The organism is Allobosea sp. NPDC055353, from assembly GCF_053644975.1.
In genome coordinates this window covers 1,781,039-1,798,870 of the sequence record NZ_JBSHMC010000001.1, presented here as the reverse complement: position 1 = coordinate 1,798,870, position 17,832 = coordinate 1,781,039, and the positions used below count along the sequence as shown (strand labels likewise).

At 66.4% G+C, this 17,832-nt stretch carries 17 protein-coding genes; 6 read left to right on the top strand and 11 right to left on the bottom strand.

Annotation, left to right across the window (positions count from 1 at the left end):
- Window positions 1-26: 26 nt before the first annotated feature.
- The 3 genes from ACWIEX_RS08320 to ACWIEX_RS08310 form a co-directional block, all read right to left on the bottom strand.
- Window positions 27-725, bottom strand: coding sequence for a P-loop NTPase family protein (locus ACWIEX_RS08320; RefSeq protein WP_454032605.1), 699 nt, complete (start codon window positions 723-725; stop codon window positions 27-29).
- A gap of 6 nt (window positions 726-731) precedes the next feature.
- Window positions 732-1,841 (bottom strand): AI-2E family transporter, encoded by a 1,110-nt coding sequence (locus ACWIEX_RS08315; RefSeq protein ID WP_454032604.1) that lies wholly within the window; start codon window positions 1,839-1,841, stop codon window positions 732-734.
- 93 nt (window positions 1,842-1,934) lie between these two features.
- Window positions 1,935-2,465, bottom strand: coding sequence for a CDP-alcohol phosphatidyltransferase family protein (locus ACWIEX_RS08310; protein WP_091855440.1), 531 nt, complete (start codon window positions 2,463-2,465; stop codon window positions 1,935-1,937).
- Window positions 2,466-2,640: 175 nt separating this feature from the next.
- Between ACWIEX_RS08310 and purM the strand changes: the two genes are divergently transcribed.
- Window positions 2,641-3,714: a phosphoribosylformylglycinamidine cyclo-ligase gene (gene purM, locus ACWIEX_RS08305; protein ID WP_454032603.1), complete on the top strand. Its 1,074-nt coding sequence runs from the start codon at window positions 2,641-2,643 to the stop codon at window positions 3,712-3,714.
- 56 nt (window positions 3,715-3,770) lie between these two features.
- The gene (gene purN, locus ACWIEX_RS08300; RefSeq protein ID WP_454033480.1) at window positions 3,771-4,334 is read left to right on the top strand and encodes a phosphoribosylglycinamide formyltransferase; all 564 of its coding nucleotides are present in this window, start codon (window positions 3,771-3,773) and stop codon (window positions 4,332-4,334) included.
- Here purN and ACWIEX_RS08295 read toward each other — a convergent pair.
- Window positions 4,262-5,062 carry a helix-turn-helix transcriptional regulator gene (locus ACWIEX_RS08295; protein ID WP_113587397.1) on the bottom strand — a complete coding sequence of 267 codons (801 nt, stop codon included), beginning with the start codon at window positions 5,060-5,062 and terminating at the stop codon, window positions 4,262-4,264. The two genes, purN and ACWIEX_RS08295, sit on opposite strands and share 73 nt — an antisense overlap.
- Before the next feature lie 188 nt (window positions 5,063-5,250).
- The gene (locus tag ACWIEX_RS08290; RefSeq protein WP_454032602.1) at window positions 5,251-5,613 is read right to left on the bottom strand and encodes a hypothetical protein; all 363 of its coding nucleotides are present in this window, start codon (window positions 5,611-5,613) and stop codon (window positions 5,251-5,253) included.
- Window positions 5,614-6,691: 1,078 nt separating this feature from the next.
- Here ACWIEX_RS08290 and ACWIEX_RS08285 point away from each other — a divergent pair.
- Window positions 6,692-7,534, top strand: a complete 843-nt coding sequence (locus tag ACWIEX_RS08285; protein WP_454032601.1) for a MipA/OmpV family protein — start codon at window positions 6,692-6,694, stop codon at window positions 7,532-7,534.
- Window positions 7,535-7,776: 242 nt separating this feature from the next.
- Here the strand turns inward: ACWIEX_RS08285 and ndk are convergent, their stop codons facing one another.
- Both ndk and ACWIEX_RS08275 read right to left on the bottom strand, forming a co-directional pair.
- The gene (ndk, locus tag ACWIEX_RS08280; protein WP_454032600.1) at window positions 7,777-8,199 is read right to left on the bottom strand and encodes a nucleoside-diphosphate kinase; all 423 of its coding nucleotides are present in this window, start codon (window positions 8,197-8,199) and stop codon (window positions 7,777-7,779) included.
- A gap of 340 nt (window positions 8,200-8,539) precedes the next feature.
- On the bottom strand, window positions 8,540-8,794 hold the full coding sequence (locus ACWIEX_RS08275; protein ID WP_454032599.1) for a hypothetical protein: 255 nt from the start codon (window positions 8,792-8,794) through the stop codon (window positions 8,540-8,542).
- 369 nt (window positions 8,795-9,163) lie between these two features.
- Between ACWIEX_RS08275 and ACWIEX_RS08270 the strand changes: the two genes are divergently transcribed.
- Window positions 9,164-9,550 carry a DUF2147 domain-containing protein gene (locus tag ACWIEX_RS08270; RefSeq protein ID WP_454032598.1) on the top strand — a complete coding sequence of 129 codons (387 nt, stop codon included), beginning with the start codon at window positions 9,164-9,166 and terminating at the stop codon, window positions 9,548-9,550.
- 40 nt (window positions 9,551-9,590) lie between these two features.
- Here ACWIEX_RS08270 and ACWIEX_RS08265 read toward each other — a convergent pair whose 3' ends face one another.
- The 4 genes from ACWIEX_RS08265 to gatB all read right to left on the bottom strand — a co-directional run bounded on the left by ACWIEX_RS08265 (window position 9,591) and on the right by gatB (window position 12,928).
- The gene (locus ACWIEX_RS08265) at window positions 9,591-10,298 is read right to left on the bottom strand and encodes a glutathione S-transferase N-terminal domain-containing protein (protein ID WP_454032597.1); all 708 of its coding nucleotides are present in this window, start codon (window positions 10,296-10,298) and stop codon (window positions 9,591-9,593) included.
- A 119-nt stretch (window positions 10,299-10,417) separates the two neighbouring features.
- On the bottom strand, window positions 10,418-10,906 hold the full coding sequence (locus tag ACWIEX_RS08260; protein ID WP_454032596.1) for a GNAT family N-acetyltransferase: 489 nt from the start codon (window positions 10,904-10,906) through the stop codon (window positions 10,418-10,420).
- Between the two features lie 29 nt (window positions 10,907-10,935).
- Complete coding sequence (locus ACWIEX_RS08255; protein ID WP_454032595.1) at window positions 10,936-11,442, bottom strand: GNAT family N-acetyltransferase; 507 nt, start codon at window positions 11,440-11,442, stop codon at window positions 10,936-10,938.
- 4 nt (window positions 11,443-11,446) lie between these two features.
- Window positions 11,447-12,928 (bottom strand): Asp-tRNA(Asn)/Glu-tRNA(Gln) amidotransferase subunit GatB, encoded by a 1,482-nt coding sequence (gene gatB, locus ACWIEX_RS08250; protein ID WP_454032594.1) that lies wholly within the window; start codon window positions 12,926-12,928, stop codon window positions 11,447-11,449.
- A 380-nt stretch (window positions 12,929-13,308) separates the two neighbouring features.
- Here gatB and ACWIEX_RS08245 point away from each other — a divergent pair, with 380 nt between their 5' ends.
- Together ACWIEX_RS08245 and ACWIEX_RS08240 are read left to right on the top strand one after the other, a co-directional pair.
- Window positions 13,309-14,463, top strand: a complete 1,155-nt coding sequence (locus ACWIEX_RS08245) for an efflux RND transporter periplasmic adaptor subunit (protein ID WP_454032593.1) — start codon at window positions 13,309-13,311, stop codon at window positions 14,461-14,463.
- Window positions 14,464-14,584: 121 nt separating this feature from the next.
- On the top strand, window positions 14,585-17,776 hold the full coding sequence (locus ACWIEX_RS08240) for an efflux RND transporter permease subunit (protein ID WP_454032592.1): 3,192 nt from the start codon (window positions 14,585-14,587) through the stop codon (window positions 17,774-17,776).
- Window positions 17,777-17,832 lie beyond the last annotated feature (56 nt).

The following is a 17,832-nucleotide window of genomic DNA, read 5'->3' as shown; positions in this document are numbered from 1 at the left end:
TGCGGCCTGCGCAGATATGGCCGGGGTCAACCCGGCTCCTCCGGGAACAGTTCCGCCAGCGCCTCCTGCACCAGCGGACGCGTCACGCGCCGACCGCGCTCGAGCGCGAGCCGGTCGAGCCGATCGACGACCTGCCGGGCGGCGGCGAAGGAGCGCTCCATCCGCATGGCAAGCGTGTCGATCACGGCGATATCGACCACGAGCTGGCGGTCGATGAAGAGCTTGACCAGTAGCGCCCGGAGCAGGCCGTCATCCGGCGGCTCGATCGTCGCGGCAGGCGCCAGCCGGAGCCGCGACAGCAGGTCCGGCACGCTCACGCCCCAGAGATCGGGCGCGCTTCGCGCCGTCAGCAGCAGGAAGCCGCCGCGCGCCTTGATGGCGTTCATCAGGTGAAACAGGGCTCGCTCGTCGAGAGCGCCCGCATCGCAGTCCTCGATCACCAGCGCACCGCCGGAGACGAGATGCGGCACCTGCGCCTCGCTCAATTCCCTGGCGGGGATCGTCCAGGCATGGGCGGCGCGGGCCCAGATCGCGGCAAGATGGCTCTTGCCGGCGCCCTCAGGCCCAGTCAGGCGCAGCCAGGCTTCCGGCCAGGCCGGCCAGCGCTCGATCAGGCTGTAAGCCGCCTCGTTGGAAGAGCCGACGAGAAAATCCTCGACGCCATGGCGGCTGTCGACCGGCAGGTCGAAGGCGAGCTGGCGCGGGCGTGGCGGAATGTCGGACATGGCGTCTCAGGCGTCGGTCTCAATGCGCGCCTTCGCCGCCGCAGCGCGGGTGGCATCGCCGCCGTGATAGAGATTGCTGGCGAGATATTGCCTCAGCGCAAAGCGGCAAAGCACGCCGATGACGGCCGCGAGCGGCACGGCGAGCAGCAAGCCCACGAAGCCGAACAGCGAGCCGAAGGCAAGCAGCGCGAACATCAGCCAGACCGGATGCACGCCGATGGAATCGCCGACGAATTTCGGCTGGAAGATATTTCCTTCGAGGAACTGCCCGGCGAAGAAGACACCGAGCGTCGCCAGCGGCCAGGTCCAGTCCGGCCAGAACTGCACCGTCGCGACGCCGACCGAGAGGACGAGTCCGGTCAGAGAGCCGACATAGGGGATGAAGGAGAGGAAGCCCGCGATGATGCCGATCAGCGCGCCGAAATTGACGCCGATGACGCTCAGTCCGATTGCGTAGAATCCGCCGAGCAGCACGCAGACCAGCGCCTGCCCGCGCAGGAAGCCGGCGATCGCCAGGTCCATCTCGTGCAGCAGGCTGCGGATGGTGCTGCGATGCTCGAGCGGCAGCCAGCCATCGACGGTCGCGACCATGCGGTCCCAGTCGACCAGCAGGTAGAAAGCGATGACCGGCGTCAGCACCAACAGCGAAAACACACCGACAATGGCGGTCCCGCCGCTCCAGAGCGATTGGAGCAGACCTCCGACCCATTTGGTCGCCTCGCCGACGAGGTTGCCGAGCGAGTTCTGCGCCTCCTTGGTGAGCTCGGCGCCACCGAAGCGCTCGAGCCAGGGCGCGCCCCTCTCCATCGCCAGCGCCTGGAGCTTGGCGGCATCGCCCGGCAGCCGCGCGACGAGCCCGGCGAGCTGCTGGCCGAGCAGCGGCGCGAGCAGCACCAACCCGAGCACGAAGGCGAGCAGGAAGACGACGAGGATCAGTATCGTCGCCGCCAGCCGGCTGAGCCCCATCCGCTCCAGCCGGTCGGCGAGCGGATCAAGCAGATAGGCCAGCGCCAGCGCCGCGATGAAGGGCAGCAGCACGTCGCGCAGCACCACCAGCAGCAGCACGAAGACGAGAAGAGATCCGACCCAGAAGCCGATCTGGCGTTGCAACGTCATCGATCAGCCTCTCTCGCGTCTCACGGCCGGCGGGACAAGACAAATGTGCATCGAGGCCCGGGGTTCCAAGCCGCAATGGCGGATAAAGCCCCGTCAACCTGCCATGTGGCGCAGCCAGAAGGCGAGATAGGCCGTCATCGAGGCGACCGTCAACAGAGCGACGAGGAGTTCACAGACCAGAGCGGCAGCGCCGAGCTCGATCCCAAAGGCGCGCGAACCGAGCGCCAGCGCGGCGAAGCCGATCTGCGCGGCGGTGTTGAGCTTGCTGACCACGATCGGCGCGATCGTCAACGGCTTGTCGAGCAGCCAGGACAGGATCACCGCCGACACGATCATCAGGTCGCGCGCGACCACGAGGACGACGAGCCAGACCGGGATCGCGCCGACGATCGCCAGAGTGATGTAGATCGAGACGATCAGCGCCTTGTCGGCGACGGGGTCGAGCCAGGCGCCGAGCTCGCTCGCCATGCCGCAGCGCTTGGCGAGGAAGCCGTCGACCGCATCCGAGATGCCGGCGACAACGAAGAGGATGAAAGCTGCCTGCCAGTTCGCACCGACGATCATGACGATGACCAGCGGCACCAGGAACAGGCGACCGATGGTGATCAGGTTGGGGATCGTCATGGCGGCAGTTTCGCGCGAACCGCGGAAAAGACCAATGCTCTCCGGACAGAGATCCTGCGTCCAGTCGGAATGACGTCGCCTCGCCTGTGAGAAATCGACAAAGCCGGCGCAGACGCCTTGCCAGCGCGGGCGCGCTTGCCTATCGCTCGCGCGAGCAGAAGGAAGGCGAAACGCAATGAGCAAGCCCGGCGCAAACGGACTGACCTATGCGCAGGCAGGCGTCGATATCGACGCCGGCAACGCCATGGTCGACGAGATCAAGCCGCTGGTGCGCGCGACGCGCCGGCCGGGCGCCGATGCGGAGATCGGCGGCTTCGGCGGGTTGTTCGACCTCAAGGCCGCCGGCTTCAGCGATCCGATCCTGGTCGCGGCCAATGACGGCGTCGGCACCAAGGTCAAGATCGCCATCGAGAGCGGGCTGCATGCGACGATCGGCATCGACCTCGTCGCGATGTGCGTCAACGACCTGATCGTCCAGGGCGCCGAGCCCCTGCTCTTCCTCGACTATTACGCGACCGGCAAGCTCGACCCCAAGGTCGGCGTCGAGATCGTGCGCGGCATCGCCGATGGCTGCCGCCAGGCCGGCTGCGCGCTGATCGGCGGCGAGACCGCCGAGATGCCGGGGATGTATGCCGAGAAGGATTACGACCTCGCCGGCTTCGCCGTCGGCGCGGCCGAACGCGGCACGCTCTTGCCGCGCGAAGACCTGAAGCCCGGCGACGTCGTGTTCGGCCTGCCCTCCTCCGGCGTGCACTCGAATGGCTATTCGCTGGTCCGCCGCATCGTCGCGCTCAGCGGCCTCGGCTGGGATGCGCCCGCTCCGTTTGATCCGGAAAAGAGCCTCGCCGAAGCGCTGCTGGAGCCGACCCGGATCTACGTGAAGCCTCTGCTGCAGGCGCTGAAGGCGACCGACGGCATCAAGGCGCTGGCGCATATCACCGGCGGCGGCTTCCCCGACAATATCCCGCGCGTGCTGCCGGAGGGGCTCGGCGTCGCGCTCGATTTGCCCGCGATCCCGGTTCCGCCGGTGTTCGGCTGGCTCGCCAAGGTCGGCGGCGTCGCCGAGCGCGAGATGCTGCGCACCTTCAACTGCGGCATCGGCATGATCGTTGCCGCACAGGCCGACAAGGCGGACGAGGTCCTTGCGGCGCTGAAGGCCGCCGGCGAGGCGCCGGTGAAGCTCGGCGAGATCGTACCAGTCGCGGCCGGCGAGGAGCAGGTCAGCTATCGCGGCAAGCTCTCGCTGTGAGCACCGCCCCTCCCCGCAAGCGCGTCGGGGTGCTGATTTCCGGGCGCGGCTCCAACATGCTGTCGCTGGCGGAAGCGGCGCAGGCGCCGGGCTATCCGGCGCAGATCGCGCTCGTCATCTCCAACATTCCCGATGTCGCCGGGCTCGACCGGGCGCGCGATTTCGGTATCGCCACGGCGACGGTCGATCATCGCCCCTTCGGCAAAGACCGCGAGGCCTTCGAGCGCGCTGTGGATGAAGCGCTGCGGGTGAACCAGATCGACCTGCTCGTGCTGGCCGGCTTCATGCGCATCCTGACGCCCTGGTTCGTGGCGCGCTGGGAAGGGCGGATGATCAACATCCATCCGTCGCTGCTGCCGCTGTTCAAGGGCACCCATACGCACCGGCAGGCGTTGGAAGCCGGAGTCACCGAGCATGGCTGCTCAGTGCATTTCGTCGTGCCGGAGCTCGATGCCGGGCCGGTGATCCTGCAGGCGAAGGTGCCGGTCCTGGCCGGCGACGACGAGGAGACGCTGTCGCAGCGCGTCCTCGTCGAGGAGCACAAGCTCTATCCGGCGGCGCTGGCGGAGGTCGCGTCCGGCCGGGCAAGGCTCGAAGGCGGCGTCGTGATCCGCGGCTGAGCCGCAGCATCGCCCTCGCGCTTGCAGCGCTCCCATTCCTCCTTCGCCCTCTCCTCCTCCTTCTGCCAGCGGCGGAAGAGATCGGCACGGCGGGCGGGATAGCGCTCCTCCAGCGCGGCGAGACCCGTCATGCGGTCGGTGCGGAAATGGCGGAAGGCCTGCCGGAGCTCACACCAGGCGATGACGACGCGCACGCGCTCGTAGAACGTCATACCGATCGGCCAGATCATCCGCTGCGTCGCCTGGCCGCTCTCGTCGCTGTAGTGGATCGAGAGCTTGCGGCCGTTGCGGATGGCGGCACGCACAGCCGCGACATCGACCTGATCGGCCGGGACGTCGCCGGGATGGGAGGCCGCGAACAGCGCACCATCGAGCAGGATCGGCCGCAGATGCGGCGGCAGCACCGCCGCGACCTTGCTGACGACATCCTCGGCAGCCCGCGCCAGCACCGGGTCGGCCCGTTCGCTGAGCCAGCGCATGCCGACCAGCACGGCCTCGATCTCGTCGGGCGAGAGCATCAGGGGCGGCAGGTCAAAGCCTGCATCGAGCACGTAGCCGATGCCGGCCTCGCCGCGCACGGGTACGCCCTGGCGCACCAGCGCGCCGATGTCGCGGTAGACCGTGCGCACGGAGACGTCGAGCTCGGAAGCCAGCGTCTCGGCCGTCACCGGGCGCCTGCGGCGACGCAGGCTCTGGATCATGTCGAGCAATCGTTCAGCGCGCTGCACGGCGGCGTCTCCCCACTCGTCTCCCGGTCCAGCACCCATCCCGTTCGACCGGGGGCGATCGAACGGGGCATGATTTGGACCTGCGGCAGAATGGCTCAACCGCGCTGACAGCTTCTGTCAGGAGCGTGTCAGCAGCAAGGCGGCCGTCGCGAGAGGGATGCCGCCGGCGAGCCGGCGCAGCCGTCAGTTCAGAACGGGCGCTTCAGCTTGCACCGGTCGATGAACTGCAGGCCCTTCTGGCGGGCCGTATCGTTGAAATAGCCGGTATCGCGGAAGGCCTGGATCTCGTCCTTGGTCATCGCATTGACCGTGCCTTTGGCGTAGCAGCTGCAGGGGCTGTGGACGGCTTCGCGCGTGGTGCCCATCAATTGCGACTGCGTGATCAGGCAGGCGTCGAAGGCGCGCAGCTGGATCATGTAGGGGGTGAGGTTCTTCGCCGTCGGGTCGGGCGGCGGCAAGGTCGTCGAGCTGCTTGCGGCATAAGCCGAAACGCTCGCCAGAATCGACAGTCCACCGGCCAGAACGACCGCACCCATCCGCCGCATCTTCATGATTTCGCCTGCCCTTCGAGAACGGAGCGCATCGAAGACCACGATGCGGAGCTCCTGCCCCGGCATGGCCATAGAGCGAGCCCGAGGTCAAGAGGCGGATCATCGCCGGACGACTGATTTATCGGCGGCGCGCCCCTCGCACCGGAGGAGGCATTCGGAGCACCGGCGGCACAATCCGCTCCCAGCCCGCAGGCTCCGGCCATTTGGAGAACGGCCTGACCGATGCCGGCACGGTCAATGCGGCCGTTTCCGGTCTTGCATCGCTTTTCCGAGAACCGCATGCCCTTTTCGAGCCGAAGCTTCAGTCGGCCTCGGGCGCACGGTCCGCCAGTTCGAGGAACACGGCCGCACAGAGCAGCCAGAGGATCGCCAGTTCCATGATCGCCGCTGCTCCTGGAGCGCCTTTCGGCCGCTATTCCCAGCCTTGCGATCATTCTCCCCGTCATCGATTAACGGGCGGTATCCGGACCTGCCCCGACCCGCACTGCGCGCCCTGCCCGTCGCCTCTAGGCGGCCACAGGCACCAGTCCGAGCTCGACCAGAATGGAGCGCGGGCACAAGCAGCCGAGCTGGCCGGGCGCCGGTCCCCAAGCACCTTGCCACTCGAGGCCGCCCTGCTTCCACGCTTCGACGATCGCGCGCCACTGCCTCCGCTGTTCGGAGGACTTACGCCGGCGGACCGAGCCGGAGTTCCTTTTTGCCATGTCAGCCTCACCGTCTAGCTGCGACGCAGCATAAATTGTGCGTCGCAGCAGAAATAGGAAGCCACCGAGCGAGGCGCCACCCTCGTTTCGGCAGGCCCAGTATGCACGCGGAGGCCTGGTAGCCGGAGGCGGAGTACTAGCTGGCGCCTTCGAACGGCTCGACATCGCGTGTCGGCCAGCCGGCAGCTTGATCCCGCCTCGCCGCCGGGACAGAGCGAAACCGCGCAGAAGCTGATGACGCGTGAAAGACCCTAAGATCAACCACTTGAAAATGTTGAAGATAACGAAATGGGAACCTTAACCGCGCATTAAACCTCCTCCGCCAGATTGCGGCATCACCTATCGGAGACGCTGTCGCGTCGGAGTTCTGGATCATGCGTTGCGTTGCGTATCTGGCGGGTCTTTCGACCTGCCTCGCCCTGTCGCTGCCCGGCTATGCTCAGGCCCAGTCGAGAGACTACTCGACCCTGACTTCACCCCAGTCGGCGCAGAACTGGTACATCACGCTCGGCGCCGGCGTGCGCTACCAGCCTGATTACACCGGATCGGACGATTACGTTTTCCGAGCCCGCCCGATCATCTCGCTGGGCAAGGGCCTGAAGAGCACCTGGTGGAGCGCCGAGGACGATACGATGCTCAGCATCGGTGTCTTCTCCGGCCAGGGCTGGCGCATCGGCTTCTCGGGCGACCTGCTCTGGAAGCGCTCAGCCAAGGTCAATCCGGCCCTCGTCGCGGTGCCCGCCACCAAGTTCGGCGCGGAGCTCGGCGGCTTCGCCGAGTTCTACCCGACCTCGTGGCTGCGCGGCCGCGTCGACCTGCGCCGCGGCATCGCCGCCCATGACGGCGTCGTCGCCGACTTCAAGCTCGACGCCTTCTCCACGGTCGGCACCTGGACGCTGGGCATCGGCCCGCGCATGCGGATCGCTTCGGCCGATTATGTCCGCACCTATTTCGGCACAAGCGGCGCCATGCCGGGCACCGGCGGCCTGCTGCAGCGCTACAATGCCGGCGTCCACACGGTCGGCGCGCTGGCGCAGGTCACCTATCACTGGTCCGACCAGCTCAAGACCACGGCCTATGTCGAGTACAAGCGCCTCGTCGGCGACGCCACGCGCTCCCCGATCGTCAGGCCGTTCGGCTCGCGCGATTCGCTCACCTTCGGCCTGTCGGCGAGCTATTCGTTCGACACGGGGACGAACTACTCCTTCGGGCTCTGAGGAGCCGCCGCGCCGGAGCTGGGGGCTTAGAAGCACACCTTTGTCATTCCGGGGCGCGCCGCAGGCGCGAACCCGGAACCCCCGACCAGGTGAGGCATCAGGTGTTCGGTTGCCAGCGGCTCGCCCCGTCGTGGGGTCCGGGTTCTTCGCTGCGCGAAGCCCCGGAATGACAAAGGTCGATCCAAAAGAAAAGGCGGGCCGGATACCGGCCCGCCTTTCTGCTTTTCAAGCTGCGGCTGAAATCAGCCGACGATCTCGTTGCCCGAGAAGAACTGCGCGATCTCGATCGCAGCCGTCTCCGGCGCGTCCGAGCCGTGCACGGTGTTCTCGCCGACCGAGAGGGCGAAGAGCTTGCGGACGGTGCCCTCGGCCGCGTTGGCCGGGTTGGTGGCGCCCATCACTTCGCGATACTTGGCGATGCCGTCTTCGCCTTCCAGAACCTGCACGACCACCGGGCCGGAGGTCATGAACTCGACCAGCTCGCCGAAGAACGGACGGGCCGCGTGAACGGCATAGAAGGTCTCGGCCTGAGCCTTGGTCATCTGGATGCGCTTCTGCGCGACGATGCGCAGACCGGCCTTCTCGATGACCGCGTTGACCGCGCCGGTGAGATTGCGCTTCGTCGCATCGGGCTTGAGAATGGAGAAGGTACGCTGGACAGCCATCGATCGATCCTTGGAAGGGGTACGGAGAAGGAAATGTGGCGCGCTTATAGCGACCACCTTCGCACCCCACAAGGCTTGTGCGCCGGGCCGCCATGCCCGGAATCCATGAGCCGGCGGATCAATTCCATGTTAGGATCGGGCGTTGACGACAAGGAGCCGATCCATGGTGCTCATTGCTCTCGCCTTCGCCAGCTGCCTGGCAATGCTTTGTCAAATCCTGCTCGTGACACCTGACTCCATCACCCGCGACCGCAGGGGCAACCAACCCCCGCCCTCCGGTGGCATCGCGGCGTTCTGAACGGCGCAACAGGGTGCCATCCTCCGGATACCGAACGTGGCCTCAGTGCCGCGTCAGGAAAGCGCGGGCTTCGCGCAAAGCCGAGGCGATCTCGTCGCGATTCATCTCGAGCGCCAGTTCCTGACGGTGCGCAGCCGCCCGGGCACAGCCGCGGGCGAAGGCGATGTTGAACCACATCTGCGCCTTGACCAGGTCGACGGCGCCGGCGCGCCCGGAGGCATGCATCAGGCCGAGTTCGTAATAGGCTTCCGCCGACACCTCCGCCGGGATCACCAGCGAAGCAGGAACCGCGTTCATCTCCATGCGCGCCATGACAAACCACCCTCTTGTCGTTGTGCCGGCCACCCGTCCAAAGGCCCCGGCTGATGACTGCGAGAGTGGGTCCGATCTTTAAAATGCGTCCTAAATTTCGCGATGAATCGAGTGTCAACGAGACGTAATCAGCCGGTTAAATCAACGAAGGATTCATCTCGGAAGCGCGGAAACATCAACGATCTCAATACGCTGATCTTACGTCATGCCGTCGTGTGTTGAGAATGGATTCACCTTGCGCGACGGAAGCAGCGGAAACCTCTTCCGCTGCGGCAGCTTGGAGGCGGGCGAGATCGCGGATATAGTTCATATCTGAACCATGCAGCTATAGCTGGTCGAACACGGGAGGATCGGATGCATCACGGAACCGGATCGAAGCTTGCCGCCTTCGCGGCATTCGGCCTGCTGGCAAGCGTCACGACGGCTGCGGCGCAGGAGGTGGTCGGCACCTGGGAGCGCGATACCGGCGCCTCGCGCGTGCGCTTCAGCAAATGCGGCGAAGCCCTCTGCGGCTCGCTCTCCTGGCTCAAGGAGACGAACGGACCGGCCAAGGTCGGCCAGCGCATCTTCTACGACATGAAGCCGAACGGCGCGAACAAGTGGAGCGGCAGCGCCTTCAATCCCGAGGACGGCAAGACCTATTCGGGCACGATGACGCTTTCGGGCAGCACGCTGACCACCGCCGGCTGCGTCATGGGCGGGCTGATCTGCCGCTCGGTGAAGTGGAACCGGATGAATTGAGGTTGTTTTCCCTTCTCCCTCCGGGGAGAAGGGCAAGAGTTCAGCGCGCCTTCTGGCCGAACAGGATCGCCTTTTCCTCCGGCGTGCTGATGCCCGCGGGGTTGCGCAGCTCTTCGCCGACCTTCAGCCCGCGCTGCACGGCGGGGCGCGCCTGCATGGTCTCCAGCCAGCGCGCGACATTCGGGAACTGCTTGAGGTCCTGGCCCTGCTTTTCCCAGCCACGAGCCCAGCCGATGCAGGCCATGTCGGCGATCGAATAATCGCCGCAGATATAGTCGCGGCCTTCGAGGCGCCTGTTCAGCACGCCATAGAGGCGGTTGGCCTCATTGGTATAGCGATCGATCGCGTAAGGCACCTTCTCCGGCGCGTAGATACGGAAGTGATGGGTCTGGCCGAGCATCGGCCCGAAGCCGCCCATCTGCCAGAACAGCCATTCGTCGACTTCGACGCGGGCGCGCTCGTCCTTCGGATAGAATTTTCCGGTCTTGCGGCCGAGATATTGCAGGATCGCGCCGGATTCGAAGACCGAGATCGGCTTGCCGCCCGGCCCGTCGGGGTCGACGATCGCCGGCATGCGGTTGTTCGGGGAGATCGCGAGGAAGTCCGGCTTGAACTGGTCGCCCTTGCCGATATTCACCGGGACGATGGTGTAGGGCAGCCCGGTCTCCTCGAGCATGATCGTGATCTTGGTGCCGTTCGGCGTCGGCCAGTAATACAGGTCGATGGGCTTGGCGGGGGCTGCGGACATCGGTCGCTTCCTTTCAGGCGGGAGGCCTCGTCTCCGAACCTAGGAAGCCTGCGAAAGCCCCGTAAGGGTCTGCGGTGCGCTTTCGGCGCGACCGCGCCATGCCCTGACGGCGTAGTCGCTCAGGGCGAGAGCGCCATCTTGAAGCCCTCATGACTCTGCTCGAAGCCGAGGCCAGAATAGAAGCGATGCGCGTCGGGCCTGGTCTTGTGCGAGGTCAGTTCGACGAGGCCGACGCCCTTCTCCGCCGCGAAGCCGATCGCATGGCGCATCATGACCGCTCCGATGCCCCGGCTACGGCATTCCGGCGCGACATGGACGCTCTCGATCTTGGCGCGGATGCGCCCGCGCTCGGCCATGCCCGGCAGGATGGTGATCTGGTAGGTGCCGATCACCCTGCCCTCCCATTCGGCGACGAAGAGCGTGTTGTAGGGATTGGCCGCGATCACATCGAAGGCCTTGAGATAGACCGGGTCCTGCGCCTCGGCCGCGATCTGCTCGGGCGTGCGCTTCTGCACGGAAGCGCCGTGCATGATCAGCTCTGCGACGCGCGGTACGTCGCCCCTGACCGCCTCGCGCATGCGGATTTCGGAAGCGTCGGTTTTCGTCATAGGCCTGTCTCGTTTGTTGGGCGCCTGCGTCAGGCGACGAAGAGGCGCTTCGCCATCAGCAGGGTATTGGGCGTGTCGTCGCGCCCGTCGAAGCGCGCCTGCCTCTGCAGGAAGAAGCCCATGCGTTCGTAGAAGGTGATGGCCGGCTCGTTCTGGCTCTCGACCTCAAGCCGCGCCACCGGCGCCTCCGGAAAGCAGGCAAGCGCCACCTGCAGCAAAGTGCGCCCGATGCCGACGCCCTGCCGGGTCGGCAGGACATAGAGCCGCGTCAGCAGGGCCGCGCCGTCGCGCTCCTGCCGGGCAGAGGCCGTGGCGACGATCTCCTCTCCGATCAGCGCGACGAGAAAGATGCCCTCGTCGCGGCCGAGCTGGGCCTTCAGGTTCTCCAGGGAGTGCCAGGCGTTGGTGATCTCGGCGACGCGCCGCCAGCCATAGATGCCGTCATAGGTGGCATGCCAGGTCTCGACCAAAAGCGCCCTGACCGCCGGGAGATCGGCGGCTTCGGCGTCGCGGATGACGAGATCGGCGGGCGTCACATGATCACTCGATGCCGAGCTTTGCTTTAAGGATCTCGTTGAGCGCCTGCGGGTTGGCCTTGCCGCCCGAGGCCTTCATCGCCTGGCCGACGAACCAGCCCAGCATGGTCGGCTTGGCCTTGACCTGCTCGACCTTGTCGGGGTTGGCCGCGATGATCTCGTCGACCGCCTTCTCGATGGCACCGGTATCGGTGACCTGCTTCATGCCGCGGGCTTCGACGATCTGGCGGGGATCGCCACCCTCGGTCCAGACGATCTCGAACAGGTCCTTGGCGATCTTGCCGGAAATGACGCCCTCGCCGATCAGGTCGACGAGGCCGCCGAGCTGCGCGGCCGAGACCGGCGAGGTCGTGACGTCCTGGCCTTCCTTGTTGAGGCGGCCGAAGAGCTCGTTGATCACCCAGTTGGCGGCGGCCTTGCCGTCGCGACCCTTGGCGACCTCCTCGAAGTAATCGGCCTGCTCGCGCTCGGCGACCAGCACCGAGGCGTCATAGGGCGAGAGCCCGTAGGTCGCGATGAAGCGGGCCTTCTTGGCGTCCGGCAATTCCGGCAGCGCGCCCTTCAGGCTCTCGACGAAGGCATCGTCGAATTCGAGCGGCAGCAGGTCGGGATCCGGGAAATAGCGGTAATCGTGCGCTTCTTCCTTGGAGCGCATCGAGCGCGTCTCGCCCTTGCCGGGATCGTAGAGGCGGGTTTCCTGATCGATCGTGCCGCCATCCTCGATGATGCCGATCTGGCGGCGCGCCTCGGTCTCGACCGCCTGGCCGATGAACCGGATCGAGTTGACATTCTTGATCTCGCAGCGCGTGCCGAGCGGGTCGCCGGGCTTGCGGACGGAGACGTTCACGTCGGCGCGCAGATTGCCCTTCTCCATGTCGCCGTCGCAGGTGCCGAGATAGCGCAGGATGGTGCGCAGCTTGGTGACATAGGCCTTGGCCTCATCGGCCGAGCGCAGATCGGGCCTGGAGACGATCTCCATCAGCGCGACGCCGGAACGGTTGAGGTCGACGAAGCTCATTGTCGGGTGCTGGTCGTGGATCGACTTGCCGGCATCCTGCTCCAGATGCAGCCGCTCGATACCCACGGTGATCTGCTCGGTCGGCGACAGGTCGACCACGATCTCGCCCTCGCCCACGATCGGGCTCTTGTACTGGCTGATCTGGTAGCCCTGCGGCAGGTCCGGATAGAAGTAGTTCTTGCGGTCGAAGACCGAGCGGTTGTTGATCTGCGCGTTGAGGCCCAGGCCCGTACGCACCGCCTGCCTGACGCATTCGGCATTGATCACCGGCAGCATGCCGGGCATGGCGGCATCGACGAGGCTGACATGCTCGTTCGGCTCGGCGCCGAAGCCGGTCGAGGCGCCGGAGAACAGCTTGGCATTGGAGGTGACCTGGGCATGGATTTCCATGCCGATCACGATCTCCCAGTCGCCGGTCGCGCCCTTGATCAGCTTCTTCGGGTCGGCGGGGCGGGCATGCGCGTTCATCTGGACTCTTCCGGCTAATGGAGTCGGACCCGATCCCGTCGAAACCTGATCGGTGAATCCGTCTCCAAGTTATATGAGAGGACGCGTGACCCGATCATATTGCAACGCAATCTGACCGGCGCGTGCTCCAGCGCCTACGCGTTACGATGTCGGCGGGCGGGCGGCAAGCATCCGTTGCACCGGCACGGCACTCACGAGAGGCGAAAATGGCCCGCCGCGTTGCGCTCCTGCAACCAGATGGCGGGAATGTGGCTTATGTGGCGCTATATCGCGCCGATTGACGGGTGATGGTTCTTGACATTCGTCACTCGCCACCCCTTCTTGCGCAAAATGCCGGAAACCCTCATTGGTTGGGCCGGCTCGTTACCCGGAGTTCCGTCATGTCACGCAGCCGTTTCATCGGTCTGGTGCTCACCGCCATCTTCACGTCGACCGCCCTGACGGCTTTCGACGCCGCCGCACAGGGGGCTCCTCCGGCCCCTCCGGTCCAGGTCGCCAACCCGCTCGCCAAGCGCATCACCAACTGGGACGAGTACACCGGCCGCTTCGAGGCCAGTGAACAGGTCGACGTGCGCGCCCGCGTCTCCGGCTTCATCGACAGCGTGCACTTCCGCGATGGCTCGCTCGTCCAGAAGGGCGACCTGCTCTTTACCATCGATCAGCGGCCTTACAAACTGGCCGTCGATGTGGCTCGCGCCGAGGTCGCCCGCGCCAAGGCGCAGGTCGAGCTCGCCCAGAACGAGGTCGAACGCGCCGAGGGCCTGACTCAGAACCGCACGATCACGGCCCGCGACGTCGACCAGCGCCGCGCCAACCTGAACAGCGCGGTCGGATCGCTGCAGGGCGCCGAGGCAACCCTGAAGAACGCCGAGCTCAACTTCGAATGGACCGAGGTGCGCGCGCCGCTCGCAGGGCGCATCTCGAACCGCCGCGTCGACCCGGGCAACCTGATCGCCGGCGGCCAGTCCGGCGCCTCGCTGCTGACGACCATCGTTGCGGTCGCCCCGATCTATTTCACCTTCGACGTCTCAGAGGCCGACTTCCTGCGCTATGCCCGGATGAGCAATCCGGGCGGGGAAGCCGCCAAGGACAGCGGGGCCCTGGTCGAGGTGCGCCTCGCCGACGAGCCGAAATGGGGCCGCCGCGGCAAGGTCAACTTCTTCGACAACGCACTGAACGCCCGTTCGGCGACGATCCGCGGCCGGGCCGTGTTCGAGAACAAGGACCAGTTCCTGACGCCGGGCGTCTTCGGCCGCCTGCGCTTCTTCGCCGGCGAATCCGACGCGCTGCTGGTGCCGGACACGGTCATCGCCTCGGACCAGGCCCACAAGATCGTGTTGACGATCGGCCCCGAAAACAAGGTCGTGCCGAAGCCGGTCGTGCTCGGGCCGCTCAGCGAGGGCCTCAGGGTGATCCGGTCCGGGCTGACGCCCGAGGACAAGGTGATCGTCGGCGGCACCGCCAACCCGATGGTCCGCCCGGGCGTCACCGTCGCCCCGCAGCCCGGCGAGATCAAGGTCGCGACGACCAACTGAGCGCCTGCCGCACCGGCTTTCCGCAAAAGCCGGTGCCCGCCTCTCGGGCCCTGCCTGGCCCGGCATCGAATCACGGACGCCAACGGGCGCCCGCCCGCCTTATTCCGGCCAGGACATTCCCATGTTCCGCTTCGCCCATTTCTTCATCGACCGGCCGATCTTCGCCACCGTGCTCTCGGTGCTGCTGACGATCGCCGGCGCCATTGCGCAGCGCTCGCTGCCGATCGCCGAATATCCCGAAATCGCGCCGCCGACGGTCTCGATCACCGCAACCTATCCCGGCGCCTCGGCCGAGACGGTCGCCGCCACGGTGGCGACGCCGATCGAGCAGGAGGTGAACGGCGTCGACGACATGCTCTACATCAGCTCGCAGTCGACCGGCGACGGGCGGGTGACGATCAACGTCGTCTTCAAGGGCGGAACCGACATCGACCAGGCGCAGGTGCTGGTGCAGAACCGCGTCTCGCAGGCGGAAGCGCGTCTGCCGCAGGATGTACGCGCGCTCGGCATCCAGGTCCGCAAGGCCTCGCCGGACTTCCTGATGGTCATCAACATGATCTCGCCGGACGGGTCGCGCGACGCGCAGTACATCTCCAACTACGCCTCGCTCTACGTGAAGGACGTGCTGACCCGCGTCGACGGCGTCGGCGACGTGCAGGTCTTCGGCGCGCGCGACTTCTCGATGCGCATCTGGCTGGACCCGGCCAAGGTCGCGGCGCGCAACCTGACCGGCGGCGATGTCGTCGCGGCCCTGCGCGCCGCGAACGTCCAGGTCGCGGCGGGCGCGCTCAACCAGCCGCCGGCGAAGTCTGACGAGGCCTTCCAGCTCTCCGTCAACACGCTCGGCCGCCTGACCGATGTCTCGGAATTCGAGAACATCGTCGTCCGCTCGGACGCCGATGGCGGCACGATCCGCGTGCGCGATATCGCCCGCGTCGAGCTGGGCTCGCAGGACTACACCACCAACGCCTATCTCGATAACAAGAACACCGTCGCCATCGGCGTCTTCCAGCGGCCGGGCTCCAACGCGCTCGCGACCTCGGACAAGCTGATCGCGACGATGGCCGAGATGGCCAAGCAGTTCCCCGTCGGCCTCGAGCACCGCATCATCTACAACCCGACCGAGTTCATCGGCGAATCCGTCGACGCGGTCGTGCACACACTGCTCGAAGCGATCGTGCTCGTCGTGATCGTGGTCATCCTGTTCCTGCAGACCTGGCGCGCCGCGATCATCCCGATCGTCGCGATCCCGGTCTCGCTGGTCGGCACCTTCCTGGTGATGAGCGCGGTCGGCATCTCGTTCAACACGATCTCGCTGCTGGCGCTGGTTCTCGCCATCGGCATCGTCGTCGACGACGCGATCGTCGTGGTGGAGAATGTCGAGCGCTATCTGGCCGAGGGCATGACGCCCAAGGAAGCCGCGCACAAGACCATGGACGAGGTCGGCGGCGCGCTGCTCGCGATTGCGCTCGTGCTTTGCGCCGTGTTCATCCCGACCGCCTTCATCAGCGGCCTGCAGGGCACGTTCTACCAGCAGTTCGCGGTGACGATCGCAGCCTCGACGGCGATCTCCTGCTTCGTCTCGCTGACGCTCTCTCCGGCGATGTCGGCGGTGCTGCTCAAGGCGCACAAGAAGCATGACGAGCACGAGCAGCACGGCTTCCTCTACAAGCTGGGCGCGCCGGTCCGCTGGTTCTTCCACTATTTCAACGCCGGCTTCGACTGGCTGTCGCGGACTTATGGCCGCGTCACCTCGCGCCTCATCCGGATCGCGGTGATCCTGCTGATCGTCTATTCCGGCCTGATCGCGGCCACCGTCTGGGACATCAAGAGGACGCCGACCGGCCTCGTGCCGCAGCTCGACCGCGGCTATTTCATCGCCGTGATCCAGTTGCCGCCGGGCTCCTCGCTGCAGCGGACGGACGCCGTGCTGCGCAAGGCCAACGAGATCCTGCTGTCCCGCCCCGGCGTGGCTCATACCGTCGCCTTCGCCGGTCTCGACGGCGCGACCTTCACCATCGCGCCCAACACGGGCGTCGCCTTCGTCACGCTCGCACCATTCAAGGACCGCGAGAAACAGGGGCTGACGACGCAGGGCATCTTCGCCGATCTCCGGCAACAGATGTTCGGCATCTCGGAGGCCTTCACCCTGCTGATCGAGCCGCCGGCCATTCCGGGCATCGGCACCGGCGGCGGCCTGAAGGGTTACGTGCAGGATCGCGGCGGGCGCGGGCTGACGGCGCTCGAAGGGGCGGCCTGGACCGTCGCCGGCTCGGCCGGGCAGGTCCCGGGCATCCAGCAGCCCTTCACGCTGTTCTCGACCAAGACGCCGCAGATCTATGCCGATATCGACCGCACCAAGGCGGAGATGCTCGGCGTGCCGGTGACGCGCATCTTCGAGACCCTGTCGGTCTATATGGGCTCGGCCTATATCAACGACTTCAACCTGCTGGGCCGCACCTTCCGCGTCACCGCGCAGGCCGACAATCCGTTCCGCCTGACGACGCGCGACGTCGCCACTCTCAAGACCCGCAATGCGGATGGCGAGATGGTGCCGATCGGCTCGGTCGCGTCCTTCCACGACACGACCGGCGCCTATCGCGTGCCGCGCTACAACCTCTACCCGGCGGCGGAAGTGCAGCTCTCGATGGCGCATGGCTATTCGACCGGACAGGGCATCGCGGCAGTCGAGAAGATCGCGGCGGAGCGGTTGCCGGCCGGCTTCGGCTTCGAATGGACCGAGATCGCGCTGCAGGAGAAGCTCGCGGGCAACACGGCGGTGATCGCCTTCGGGCTGGCGGTGGTGTTCGTCTTCCTGCTGCTGGCCGCACTCTATGAAAGCTGGCTGCTGCCGCTCTCGGTCATCCTGATCGTGCCGATGTGTATCCTGGCCGCGATGTTCGGGGTGAACTACGCGGGGCTCGACCGCAACATCCTGGTCGATATCGGCCTGGTGGTGCTGGTCGGCCTCGCCGCCAAGAACGCGATCCTGATCGTCGAGTTCGCCAAGCAGGCCGAGGACGAGGGCATGCACCGCCGCGACGCGGCCATCGCCGCCGCCAAGACCCGCCTGCGGCCGATCCTGATGACCTCGATGGCCTTCATCCTCGGCGTGCTGCCGCTGACGATCTCGGTCGGCGCCGGCGCGGAGATGCGCCAGGCGATGGGCATCGCGGTGTTCTCCGGCATGCTGGGCGTGACCTTCTTCGGCCTGATCTTCACGCCGGTGTTCTACGTGATGGTGCGCTGGCTGGCGGATCTGCGCGGGACGAAGCGCAAGGCCGTGACGGGGCAGCCGACCGGGGCACATTGAGGCCGCGGAAGGCCTGGGACAGCCAAACAAGAAAGGGGCCGCAGCGATGCGGCCCC

Excerpts from the sequence above, each read along its gene's own strand:
- ACWIEX_RS08315 (WP_454032604.1), bottom strand. The coding sequence starts at position 1,841 with ATGACGTTGCAACGCCAGATCGGCTTCTGGGTCGGATCTCTTCTCGTC.
- ACWIEX_RS08240 (WP_454032592.1), top strand. The coding sequence starts at position 14,585 with ATGTTCCGCTTCGCCCATTTCTTCATCGACCGGCCGATCTTCGCCACC.
- purM (WP_454032603.1), top strand. The coding sequence starts at position 2,641 with ATGAGCAAGCCCGGCGCAAACGGACTGACCTATGCGCAGGCAGGCGTC.
- ACWIEX_RS08265 (WP_454032597.1), bottom strand. The coding sequence starts at position 10,298 with ATGTCCGCAGCCCCCGCCAAGCCCATCGACCTGTATTACTGGCCGACG.
- purN (WP_454033480.1), top strand. The coding sequence starts at position 3,771 with ATGCTGTCGCTGGCGGAAGCGGCGCAGGCGCCGGGCTATCCGGCGCAG.
- ACWIEX_RS08270 (WP_454032598.1), top strand. The coding sequence starts at position 9,164 with ATGCATCACGGAACCGGATCGAAGCTTGCCGCCTTCGCGGCATTCGGC.
- ACWIEX_RS08320 (WP_454032605.1), bottom strand. The coding sequence starts at position 725 with ATGTCCGACATTCCGCCACGCCCGCGCCAGCTCGCCTTCGACCTGCCG.
- ACWIEX_RS08285 (WP_454032601.1), top strand. The coding sequence starts at position 6,692 with ATGCGTTGCGTTGCGTATCTGGCGGGTCTTTCGACCTGCCTCGCCCTG.
- ACWIEX_RS08310 (WP_091855440.1), bottom strand. The coding sequence starts at position 2,465 with ATGACGATCCCCAACCTGATCACCATCGGTCGCCTGTTCCTGGTGCCG.
- ACWIEX_RS08290 (WP_454032602.1), bottom strand. The coding sequence starts at position 5,613 with ATGAAGATGCGGCGGATGGGTGCGGTCGTTCTGGCCGGTGGACTGTCG.
- gatB (WP_454032594.1), bottom strand. The coding sequence starts at position 12,928 with ATGAACGCGCATGCCCGCCCCGCCGACCCGAAGAAGCTGATCAAGGGC.
- ndk (WP_454032600.1), bottom strand. The coding sequence starts at position 8,199 with ATGGCTGTCCAGCGTACCTTCTCCATTCTCAAGCCCGATGCGACGAAG.
- ACWIEX_RS08275 (WP_454032599.1), bottom strand. The coding sequence starts at position 8,794 with ATGAACGCGGTTCCTGCTTCGCTGGTGATCCCGGCGGAGGTGTCGGCG.
- ACWIEX_RS08260 (WP_454032596.1), bottom strand. The coding sequence starts at position 10,906 with ATGACGAAAACCGACGCTTCCGAAATCCGCATGCGCGAGGCGGTCAGG.
- ACWIEX_RS08245 (WP_454032593.1), top strand. The coding sequence starts at position 13,309 with ATGTCACGCAGCCGTTTCATCGGTCTGGTGCTCACCGCCATCTTCACG.